This is a genomic window from Pseudoalteromonas sp. MER144-MNA-CIBAN-0113, assembly GCF_040308965.1.
Lineage (GTDB): Bacteria > Pseudomonadota > Gammaproteobacteria > Enterobacterales > Alteromonadaceae > Pseudoalteromonas > Pseudoalteromonas tetraodonis.
Genome location: NZ_JBEOOG010000029.1, coordinates 34,427 through 45,761, shown reverse-complemented (window position 1 = coordinate 45,761; position 11,335 = coordinate 34,427). Strand labels below are relative to the sequence as shown.

General features: G+C 42.7%; 5 protein-coding genes. All 5 read left to right on the top strand.

Annotated features, from left to right (window positions below; all coding sequences use genetic code 11):
* The first annotated feature begins 98 nt into the window (after positions 1–98).
* The 5 genes from AAEY57_RS09735 to recD all read left to right on the top strand — a co-directional run bounded on the left by AAEY57_RS09735 (position 99) and on the right by recD (position 11,323).
* Positions 99–1,229 (top strand): alkaline phosphatase family protein, encoded by a 1,131-nt coding sequence (locus tag AAEY57_RS09735; protein WP_024601366.1) that lies wholly within the window; start codon positions 99–101, stop codon positions 1,227–1,229.
* Positions 1,226–2,287, top strand: a complete 1,062-nt coding sequence (locus tag AAEY57_RS09730) for an alkaline phosphatase D family protein (protein ID WP_290155993.1) — start codon at positions 1,226–1,228, stop codon at positions 2,285–2,287. The genes AAEY57_RS09735 and AAEY57_RS09730 overlap by 4 nt, the downstream gene beginning before the upstream one ends.
* A gap of 168 nt (positions 2,288–2,455) precedes the next feature.
* A complete protein-coding gene (gene recC / locus AAEY57_RS09725; protein WP_350607688.1) occupies positions 2,456–5,755 on the top strand; it encodes an exodeoxyribonuclease V subunit gamma in 3,300 nt (1,099 codons plus the stop codon).
* Positions 5,742–9,308, top strand: coding sequence for an exodeoxyribonuclease V subunit beta (recB, locus tag AAEY57_RS09720; protein ID WP_350607686.1), 3,567 nt, complete (start codon positions 5,742–5,744; stop codon positions 9,306–9,308). Before recC ends, recB begins: the two co-directional genes overlap by 14 nt.
* On the top strand, positions 9,305–11,323 hold the full coding sequence (recD, locus tag AAEY57_RS09715; protein ID WP_350607684.1) for an exodeoxyribonuclease V subunit alpha: 2,019 nt from the start codon (positions 9,305–9,307) through the stop codon (positions 11,321–11,323). Before recB ends, recD begins: the two co-directional genes overlap by 4 nt.
* Positions 11,324–11,335 lie beyond the last annotated feature (12 nt).

Below are 11,335 nucleotides of genomic sequence, written 5' to 3'. Positions count from 1 at the left end.
ATCCAATCGTTCTTGGTCGAAAGATCGGATCTCGGAACAGGCATTTAGTTCAATTTTCTTAAACGAGATTCAGGTTATATAAAGTTGATGAGAACACTATGAAAAGCATGATAAAAATAACCGGATTAAGTTTAATTTTATTGTTTAATAATGTGGCATTGGCTGCTCAACAAAATGTAGTGTTAGTCACCCTTGACGGCGTACGCTGGCAGGAAGTATTTAATGGTGCCGATAAAAACCTGCTCAATAATAAAGAATTTGTTAAGCAACCAGCACAGTTAAGCAATGAATTTTGGGATGAAAGGGTGCAACAGCGCCAGCAATTATTAATGCCGTTTTTAACACAAACGATTGCCACTCAAGGCGTAATTATGGGCGACAGAGCAAACGGCTCAGCGATGTCAGTGAGTAATCCATGGTATTTTTCATACCCTGGTTATAACGAAATTCTTACCGGCGAAGTGGATGAAAACATTAACAGTAACGATAAAGTATTTAATCCAAATAAAACCATTTTAGAGCGATTAGATGCGCAGCCTGAATTTAAAAACAGCACGGCTTTATTTGGTAGCTGGGATGTGTTTCCTTACATTGTAAATACTAAGCGTAGTCATGTGTATGTAAACGCAGGATTTATGCCTATTGCCGATGATTTATTTGCCGATGCCCCCCTGTTAAACGCATTACAAACAGAAATCCCCAGCCCATGGCACAATGTGCGGCTTGATAGTTTTACCTATCGATTTGCTAAAGCCTATATGCTGGCGAAAAAGCCAAGATTATTGGTTATTAGCTTAGGAGAAACTGACGACTTTGCTCACGATGGCCATTACGATGCTTACTTAAAGTCGGCCAAACAAAGCGATGCATTTTTAAAAGATTTATGGCAAACCATTCAAAGCACAGCAGGTTATAAAAATAATACTACGTTAATTGTTACTACCGATCATGGCCGTGGCAGCTACGCAAACGATTGGCAACATCACAGCTCTAAACGGGCACTAGCGAAGTCGGAGCAGGGTAAAAAGGCATTTCCTGAGGGAATTATTGGCTCAGAGCATATTTGGCTTGCTGCCATTGGCCCTACAATTAAAGGTAATGGCTTAATAAAAACCGATAATGAGCTTAAACAAGCGCAAATTGCCGCCACCGTTTTAAAAGCACTTGGGCAAAACCCAAACACGATTAACCCTAATATGGCACCGGCTATTAACGAGATTTTAAAATGAAACAGTTACTAAAAACTTTTAATCATTCAGCGCTGTTACTTGCTTTTGTTATTAGTGGTGGCGCAATGGCTGCGCCGTCTAAAATATTGTTTGGCTCGTGTGGGCATCAAGATAAAGACATCCCCATCTTTAATGCGATTAACAAAGAGCAGGGTGATTTATTTATATTTTTAGGCGATAACATTTATGGCGATACTAACGACATGGCCGTGCTTAAAAATAAATACCAACGATTAGGGGCAAAGCCTGGCTTTAAAACCTTAAAAGCAAATACACCCCTAATAGCCATGTGGGACGATCACGACTATGGTCAAAACGATGCGGGTAAAGAGTATCCGCAAAAAGAAGCATCACGGCAAATTATGCTCGATTTTTGGCAAGAACCTGCTAATTCAAAACGCCGTACCCGCCCTGACGGCATTTATACCTCGTACATGTATGGCGAAGGCGAGCAAACCGTGCAGGTGATCATGCCTGACTTACGCTTTAATCGCGATAAGCTTAATTCAGTGAGCGAACTTGAGTATTTTACAAAGCGTAAAGCAAATAACCAAGGACCGTACAGTCCAACCGAAGTAAAAGGCGCGTCTATGCTTGGAGAGGCGCAGTGGCAATGGCTTGAAGCCGAACTTAAAAAGCCAGCAGCGATTAAACTAATTGCATCAAGCTTGCAGTTACTGCCTGATTTTACTGGCTGGGAATCGTGGGCAAATTTTCCAGAGGATAGAAACCGTTTATTTTCGTTAATAAAAAAACACCACGTAAATGGCGTGGTGATCATCAGCGGCGATACTCATTGGGGGGAAATTTCAAGGTATCAACACAATCTTGATTACCCACTCTTTGAAATGACCAGCTCAGGCCTGACTGAAAAATGGAAAGACGTTAGCCCAAATAAACATCGTGTCGGTGATTACACGCATAATGTTAACTATGGCGATTTAACCATTGATTGGCAGCAAGCAGATCCAGGCTTGTCACTTAAGCTCAAAGGCATTGATGGTAACGTAATAATGCAAAGTGACTTTAGCTTATCTAGCATAAGCCCATACCAATAGTTGGTTTAATATAAAAACGCACAGTGACTAAAGTGAGTCCTGTGCGTTTAAAAAATCAGCTAGCTACTGGCTAACATGCTGATTTATTAACGCCAATTCCTCCTTAGCGCTACCGCTTAAATTGAAAATACCTTACACTGGCTTTATCTCAAGTAAGGCTGGTATCGTATGCTCAATATTATTCAATCAAACCGTATGGAAGCCCTGCAAGCGCAGTTTCATCAACTGTTAAAGGTAAACCCGTTGCAAAGCCCATTTGATAAAGAAGTGGTGTTAGTGCAATCGCCGGGTATGTCGCAGTGGCTAAAAATTGGTTTAAGTGAAAATTTAGGCGTGGCTGCGCAGGTAGACTTTCCGCTGCCGTCGAGCTTTATTTGGCAGTTGTACCAGCAACTATTGCCAAACGTGCCTAAAGAGTCGGCGTTTAATAAACCGAACCTTGCTTGGAAACTGTTTGCAATTTTACCTACTTGTATTGACGAGCCACTGTATTTACCCCTAAAAACTTATTTAGAGGGGGATATTGACGGCCAAAAAACCTTTGCCCTATGTGAAAAAATAGCCGATGTGTACGACCAATATTTAATGTATCGCCCCCATTGGATAGCCACTTGGGATAGCGGTGTTGATACGCTTGACGATGTAGATATCAGCATTGCTCCTTGGCAACCCGATTTATGGCGCCGCCTTGTCAAATTAAGTAAAACACTTGGGCAAAGCCAATTTCACCGCGCCAACATGCAAGGACAATTACTCAGCGCCCTTGAGAGTATGGATAGCAGCTTATTGCCAAAGCGTATTAGCCTATTTGGTATATCTGCGATTGCCAGCTCACAGCTTGACGTGTTTGAAGCCTTGAGTAAAAAAACTGAGGTGTTTTTATTCTTTTTTAACCCCAGCGAGCATTATTGGGGCGATATAATCGATGAAAAAACAGCGGCTAAAATAAACGCTAAATACGCCAAAATGCCGCTGGTGGAAGCGCAGCAAAAAAAGCAAACGAATCCTGATGAAGAATACTATTTTATTGGTAATCCGTTGTTGTCGTCGTGGGGTAAACTCGGCCGCGATTATTTTGAGCAACTGGTGCAGCTTGATGCCCGTTGGATTGATGGTTTTATTGATGCGTTTGACGATACCTTACTTGGGCAAGTGCAAAGTGAAATATACCAACTTGCCTTTAAAGGTGAATCGCTTACCGATAACAAAGAATGGTTTATAAACGATGAGGGTAAACTGCCCATAAGTGCACACGATACCAGCATTACGTTAAGTGACTGCCACACGCCATTAAGGGAAGTCGAGCGCCTGCACGACTACTTACTCAATTTGTTTAATCAAAACCCAACGCTTACCCCCAAAGACATCATTGTGATGATGCCTGATGTAGGTATTTATAGCCCTTACATTGAGGCCGTTTTTGGTGGTGCGCAGGGCAGCCGATTTATACCATACGCCCTTGCCGATTTAGCCATAGAGCAAGAAAAACCAGTACTGAGCTCGTTTGCCAGTTTAGCTAATTTACCGTTTTCGCGCTTTGGCGTGTCGGATATTCTTGATTTATTACAGGTTACGCAAATTGCCGAAAAATTTGGCCTAGAGGCCCATGAATACGAGCAAATACATTATTGGCTTGAGCGAGTAGGGGTAAAGTGGGGTGTAAACGCTGAGCATAAACAAAGCTTTGATTTACCCGCCATTGATTTAAATACCTGGCAACATGGCTTGAACCGCTTATTACTGGGGATTGCCATGCGCGATGAACAGTGCCCATTTAATGGTATTTACAGTGCCGATGAAGTAGAAGGTATGGCGCTCGATACACTCAATAAGCTGGTGCATTTTATTGATGTGCTTCAAGACTTTAAAGCGAAACTCACCCCAGATGATACGCTTACCAATAAAGCCCATATATTAAGTGAATTACTCAATGCCGTGTATGAGAGCGAAAACGATGATAGCTGGGATTTATTAGTGCTGCAAAAAGTGCTCGAAGACATTGCGAAGCACCACGACAACGGCGACTATAGTAAAGCCGTTTCGCAGCGCATAGTGAGCTATCTAATCAAGCAAGGTATACAAGAAAAAGGTGTAGGCCAGCGCTTTTTAGTAGGACAAGTGAACTTTTGTACTCTCATGCCCATGCGTGCCGTCCCTTTTAAAGTGGTGTGTATGCTAGGCTTAAACGATGCCGATTACCCGCGCACGGTGCAGCCAATCGGATTTGATTTAGTGCCGTATTCTAAAAAGCAAAAAGGTGACCGTTCACGTAAACTCGATGACCGTTACCTCTTTTTAGAAGCGCTCTTAAGTGCTCGAGATAATTTATATATGAGCTACATTGGCCGCTCGTGTTTTGACAACCAGCCGCGCATGCCATCAACACTTGTCAGTGAATTGTTAGAATACATAGGTCGCAGCTTCAAACTTAGCGAACCCAGTGATAAACCCTTGCCTGAATGCCTTATTACGCAGCAGCATTTGCAGCCTTTTAATAGCCTGTATTACTCAGCTCCTAGCGATGAACAGGCGGGAGTAAATAATCACAGCTATAACCCAATTTGGCTGCCTAGCGAGGCCATTGAGCCAAAAGCAATCACTGCGCTTGATGTAACACCCCCAGAGCTACTTGATCTTGATGTGTTTATTCGTAGTGTATGCCATGCCCAAGAGAGCTTTTATCAACAAAGTTTAGGGTTACGCTTGCCGCAATTTAACGATATAGCGAAAGACGAAGAACCGTTTAGCCTAGATGCGCTGCGCCGTTATTTTTACCTTGACGAAATACTTGATGCAAACATTAACAATACGCCGCTCAGTACCGAGCAAATCCTGCAGCGCGGTGAGTTGCCGCAAGCCCATATTGGCAGCTTAATTTATGAGAGCATGCAACATCGCGTTGATGCGCTTGCAGGGCAAGTAAAACAACAAATAAAAGCGGGTAAAAGCGAACCGATAGAAGTGTTACTGTCGCTTGAAAATACCACTATTGAAGGCTGGCTAAACCATGTGTATATGCAAAAACAAGTGTTTTATCGCAGTGCCAGTATTAAAGCTAAAGATTTAATTAAAGGCTTTATTTATCATCTTGCTGCACAAAGCATGCAACAAGAGGTTGAAACTTTATTACTGGGTTTAGATAAACAAATTAGCTTTGCCCCTATGAGTAAAGCCAATGCCGACTTGCTGCTTGCAGATTGGTTTGAACTATATAAAGCATTGCGAAACGCGCCGGTGGCGTTTTTTCCGGTGAGTGGTTACGAATATGTGAAAAGCGGTGGCGATATGGCAAAAGCTAACAGTAAATTTAGCCCACAGTATATTGGCCGAGGTGAAGGGGAAAACCCTTATATTCGTCTCACGGTGCAATCGCTCAATGATTGCCAAGAGGAGTTTATACAATGGAGCGAAAAATTACTCGCCCCGTTATTTGAGCACGCCAAGGAGAGTGACTATGCAAGCGCTTAACCCACTCACTATGCCATTAAAGGGCCAAAGCTTAATTGAAGCCAGTGCTGGCACAGGTAAAACCTACACGATCACGGGTTTGTATTTACGCTATTTATTAGGCATGCAAATACCCGGTGAGCTGAGTACGCCATTGAGTGTTGAGCAAATTTTGGTGGTCACCTTTACCGATGCCGCCACGCAAGAAATTAAAGACCGCGTTCGTAGCCGTATTATTGCCGCGCGTGATGCGTTACTTGGGCAAGTACCTAATGATGAGCTAATTGAGGGTGTAATAGCAGGCGTTGATGACAAGCACCGTGCATTTGACTTACTCGATGCCGCAGCTAAATCAATGGACGAGGCGGCTATTTTTACCATTCATGGTTTTTGTCAGCGGATGCTAAAACAACATGCGTTTGAATCTGGTGTAGCATTTAACTTAGAGTTTATTTTAGATGAGCGCGAGATACTGCTTGAGACCATAAAAGATTTTTGGCGCGCGTTTGTCTACCCGCTTAATAAGCAAAAAACAAATGCAATTTTAGCTGTATTTGCCGCACCTGAATCATTATTTAGCCAAGTAAGCAGTATTTTAAATAAAGCGAACGCAGAGATAACACCGCAAGTAAATTTAGAGGATGTGTGGCAAGCGCGAGATGAATACTTGGCGCGTGTTCCTGCCTTAAAAAAAGCGTGCCTAGAGCAAGAGTTTATTGGTGCTGTGAAAGCATCCGATTTAAGCGGCTCAAAAACACCTGGGCGAAAGGGCAGTCTTGCTGCACTTGAAGCATTTTGCTTAGGCAATGATGACTTTTTTGAATTTGGTACCAGTAAGTATTCGTTTGAGGTGTGGAGTAGCGAGAACTTAAGTAATGCAGCTAATTATAAAAAAAATGGCACATTACTGACTCATCCACTTATTAGTCAATTCGATGCCTTAGCCGCACTTAACAACACCATCAACCAAGGGCTAAAAATTGCGATAGTGCAATATGCGGCGAGCTGGGTAAAAGCGGCCATAGTTAAACGCAAACAAGAACAAAGCGTGATCACCCCTGACGATTTACTGACTAATTTACACAGTGCCTTAAAGAGTGAACAAGGTGATGTGCTCGCACAAAAAATAGCGCAGTTATTTCCGGTGGCAATGATAGATGAGTTTCAGGATACTGACCCGATTCAGTACGGTATTTTTAGTAAAATTTATGCTCAAAGCAATACCACTTTAGCTATGATAGGCGATCCCAAACAAGCAATTTATGGGTTTAGGGGCGCAGATATATTTACCTACATTGGTGCCAAAGAGGCCGTAGAGCAGTCGCAACAATTTACCCTAGGCACTAATTTTCGCTCCAGCAGCGATATCGTCAACAGCGTAAATAGCTTGTTTAGTAAATACGACAACAGCTTTATTTATAACGACGCCATTCCATTTAATAAAGTGAAAGCCAAGGGTAAAAAAGCAGATGAGTCGTTTTTAATTGACGATAAACCTGCCACCGCGTTTGAATTTAATGTGTTTGTAGATGAAGCCGGCGATGAAAAAAATAAGCCCACCAGTAAAGGCATAGGGCAAGCACATTTAGCCACCCATTTTGCTAATAAAATAGTTACTTTACTTGAGCAAGCAAACCAAGGTGTTGCCTGTATTGGAGCTAACCCTGTCAGTGCTGCTGATATTTGTATTTTGGTGCGCGACCGCGTTGAAGCACAAATAATGAAGCAGGCCTTGAGCAAAGCCAATATTGCCAGTGTGTATTTGTCTCGCGACAGTGTATTTAGCCAAGAGTTAAGTCATCACTTGCTCAATTTTTTAACGGCTTTGCATGGTCAGTACGATGAGACATTACTTCGCGGTGTATTAGCCGGCCCGTTATTTTGTTTAAGCTATAACGATATTTTTGCTTTGGCCGATGATGAAAATGCATGGCAAGAACACTTAAACTTTTTTGCTCAACTTAGCCATATTTGGCACAAGCAAGGGGCTATGGCCATGCTTGAGCGCTTACTGAGTCATAATCAACTCAGTGCCAAATGGAAAGGCTTGGGCTATAACGTAGAACGTTGGCTTACCGACTTTAGACACCTTGGCGAAATACTGCAGCAAAAACAAATAGAGCTTGAAGGGACACTTCGTTTGTTGCGTTGGTTTGCGCAAAAGGTGAGCCAACAAGATGGCGAAACTGTGCAAGTACGTTTAGAGAGCGACGCAAATTTGGTTAAAATTGTCACTATGCATGCCTCAAAGGGGCTTGAATATCCATTGGTATTTATGCCCTTTGCCAGTGGCTGTCGTGAAACTAAAGACGCGCTTTATCACCATAACGGCAAGTTAATTTTTGATTTAAGTAAAGACGAAGACGCCTTGCAACAAGCAGAGCAAGAGCGCCTAGCCGAAGATTTACGCCTATTGTATGTCGCACTGACCCGTGCAGTGCATTTTTGTGCCTTGGGTGTATATAATATCGGGCAAGGGCAAAGTAGCCGCTTAGCGATTCAAAGTAGTGCGCTGGGGCATGTGTTGTTCTCAGGGTTAGCGTTAACCAGTAGCCAAACATGGCGCACTCACTTAAGTGAGTTTTGTGATGCCAATGATTCGATGGAATATCTGCAATTTACCTCGGGTGAATTACTCGAGCAGGGCATACTTCGCTTTAATAATGAACACGTTGAAAAGCAGGCGCTGAGTATTAATACTGTAACCACGCAGATTGAACGCGATTGGCGAGCAACCAGTTTTAGTGCCTTAAGCTTTAAAAAGCATACTGACCAACTGGCACCTGGGCGCAGCGATGAAGATCATCAAAGAGATGAGTTTGCGGTGCAACAAGATGAACTTCTCTCACCCTATAGTTTTCCAAAAGGTGCAAAACCAGGAAGTTGCTTACACGAAATATTCGAGCAACTTGATTTTACCAGCCCGCTTGTTCACCCCTCAAATCCAGAGCAAAACTTATCGGCAGTAATTAAACGTGCCTTTGAAAAATACCACATTAGTGAGCAATGGCAGCAAATTACCGAGCAATGGATACTCGATGCGCTTAGTTGCCCGTTAAATAGTGAAAATAATTTAAGCTTGAGTCAATTATCACCGAGTGATTGTCTTGTTGAAATGGAGTTTAACTTACCGCTTGCTAGCCTAAGTGCGCCTAAACTCAACGAAATGCTGATTAAACACTTTGGTTTTAGCCAAAGCAAACTTGAATTTGCCCATGTAAAAGGCTTATTAAAAGGCTTTATAGATTTAATTTTTTGCTACCAAGGCAAGTATTATATTTTAGATTATAAATCGAATTATTTGGGCAGTATCCCCGCAGATTATGAGCCAGAGCAGCTTGAGCAAGCCATGACCAGCCACCAATATCATTTACAGTATTTAATTTATACCGTAGCGCTGCATCGATTACTTAAACAACGTATTCCTGACTATGCCATAGAGACGCATTTAGGCGGCGTGTATTATACCTTTTTACGCGGTATGCCAGCGGGTGAAGGGGTGTACTTTAAACAGTTAAGTACAGAGCAAGTTATTATTTTAGATGGTTTGTTTAGCCAAGGAGCCATGCTATGAGTGATTTAAACCAACAACCCGGTTTGTTTGATGACTTTGACGACGCGCCTGTTGATGAGTCGTCGTTACTCAATGAACAAGCAGCGGACTCTGTAACTCAAACACCGAAAGTTGTGCCGCTGCTTAGCTATTTAACTGAGCAGCATCGCGTACGTGTTGTGGATGTAAAGCTGGCCGAATTACTCAGTGGTAACAATACTGAGCATGATCATGACGAATTATTTTATATTATTTTAATGCTGTGTTTATCGCAGCAAAGCCAGCATAGTTGTTTAACTCTAACAGAGGTTGATTGGACTAATCCGTTTAATTTACGCCAAAGCGACTTTACTAAATTAGAAGGCACCGTACCTGACACTCTCACCCCATTTAGTGACGATTTTACGACTGAGGCGGCAATAAATTACTTACACGCGCATCACAGTGTGGGGGATCACAAGCCGCTGCAATTGTTTAATCAGCGGTTGTATTTTACGCGTTTAGCAGGGTATGAGCAAACCTTAGCGCAGCGATTACTGGCAATGAGTGAGCGACAACTCAATATTGATGATGCAGTCCTTACTGAGTTATTAACACGCTACTTTCCTGATAATCCAACGCTTGATATTGATTGGCAAAAGGTCGCTTGTGCCATTGCCGCTACAAAAGGTTTTAGTGTGATCACGGGCGGGCCTGGTACAGGTAAAACCACCACGGTAACAAAGCTGTTAGCGATTTTGCAGTCGTTATATCAAGCGGCGCCATTGAGCATTAAATTAGTAGCACCCACCGGTAAGGCAGCGGCTCGGCTAACCGAGTCAATTTTAGGGGCTAAAAATAAGCTGAGTGAAATACCGGCTGATATTAATGCGTTGATCCCGCAAAGTGCGCAAACCATTCATCGGTTGTTGGGAGTTAAGCCATTTACCAATAAATTCCGGCACGATAAAAGCAATCCGTTGCATGTTGATGTATTGATTATTGATGAGGCCAGTATGGTCGACTTATCACTTATGGCTAAATTAATTGAGGCCTTGCCAGTGCATGCCCGATTGATTTTACTCGGCGATAAAGACCAACTCGCCTCGGTTGATACCGGCAGCGTAATGAGTGATTTATGCCAAGGGTTAGTGCTTGGGCAAACACCGCAATATTCAAAAGCACGCTGTGAGCAATTAAATAAGGTGTGCTTTAATGGCGCAGCTAAACTTGGCGCGCAAACTCAGAGTGAGTTTAAACTAGCTGATTGCATTGCCTTTTTACAACATAGTTATCGCTTTGATGCCAAAAGTGGCATAGGCCAATTGGCTTTGGCTGTTAATACCAATGATCGGGGTATTTTAAATTACGTTGAACAACAAAGTACGCAAGGGCATTTTAGCGATGTGATTTTAGACTACGATTTTGTCTCTACACCGATTGAAAAGCTTATAAACAGCGCGGCAAGTCACTACGGTGATTATTTAACACTGATTGCCCAAGGAGCTAGTGTTGCCAAAGTGCATGAGGCTTTTGCCCGCTATCAATTACTTGCAGCAGTGCGTGAAGGCGATTACGGCGTTAATAGTTTAAATCAACGTATTGAGCGGGTATTGCAACAGCAAGGGTTAATTAGCGTTAACCCTAATCAGCGGCATTACACGGGAATGCCTATTATGATTAGCCAAAACGATTATCAACTTAAACTTTTTAACGGTGATATAGGAATTTTAATGCCCGATGATAGCGGCCAACTCAAGGCAGTGTTTATTGATGAGCAGGGTAATGAACGGGCATTTTCACCCGCACGACTCCCAGCGCACGATAAAGTGTATGTAATGACCATTCATAAATCGCAAGGCTCAGAGTTTAGTTATACCGCGATGGTGTTACCACCGCTCAAGCAGGCGAGTATCGGTATTAATAGGCAATTAGTGTACACGGGAATTACCCGCGCAAAACAGACCTTTGAGCTGGTAGCAGATAAAAAAGTGCTGCAACTGGCGATGGGTAAAAGTGTGTCACGGGCATCAGGACTCTATGAGCGATTAGTGTAACGCAATGCTTAT

Excerpts from the sequence above, each read along its gene's own strand:
- AAEY57_RS09735 (WP_024601366.1), top strand. The coding sequence starts at position 99 with ATGAAAAGCATGATAAAAATAACCGGATTAAGTTTAATTTTATTGTTT.
- AAEY57_RS09730 (WP_290155993.1), top strand. The coding sequence starts at position 1,226 with ATGAAACAGTTACTAAAAACTTTTAATCATTCAGCGCTGTTACTTGCT.
- recC (WP_350607688.1), top strand. The coding sequence starts at position 2,456 with ATGCTCAATATTATTCAATCAAACCGTATGGAAGCCCTGCAAGCGCAG.
- recB (WP_350607686.1), top strand. The coding sequence starts at position 5,742 with ATGCAAGCGCTTAACCCACTCACTATGCCATTAAAGGGCCAAAGCTTA.
- recD (WP_350607684.1), top strand. The coding sequence starts at position 9,305 with ATGAGTGATTTAAACCAACAACCCGGTTTGTTTGATGACTTTGACGAC.